This window comes from Psychroserpens mesophilus, assembly GCF_050617655.1.
GTDB classification, from domain to species: domain Bacteria; phylum Bacteroidota; class Bacteroidia; order Flavobacteriales; family Flavobacteriaceae; genus Psychroserpens; species Psychroserpens mesophilus_A.
Window position 1 is genome coordinate 1 of sequence record NZ_JBODQC010000498.1, and the last position, 237, is coordinate 237.

Annotated in this window: 1 protein-coding gene; it reads left to right on the plus strand. The window is 59.1% G+C overall.

What is annotated here, in order from left to right:
• The coding region (locus tag ACRHNM_RS18150) for a hypothetical protein (protein ID WP_431138022.1) at positions 1-210 on the plus strand (210 nt) is incomplete at its 5' end.
• Positions 211-237 lie beyond the last annotated feature (27 nt).

The following is a 237-nucleotide window of genomic DNA, read 5'->3' on the forward strand; positions in this document are numbered from 1 at the left end:
CAGGGCGTCGGTACCCACGTAATGGATCAACTCCTGGGTTATTGCCGGCGCTCAAGACTTGCCGGAATCTGGCTGAAAGCAATGGCCAAGGGCCCGGCACGGGAATTTTACCTAAAGGCCGGTTTCCGAAAAATCGGCAATTCCTCCATTCCCTACCCCGAGGTACTGCCCGCCGAAGCCGCCATGTGGGTGATGGGCAGGGACGTGTGATTGGACACTTCGACAGGGCGCCTGCCA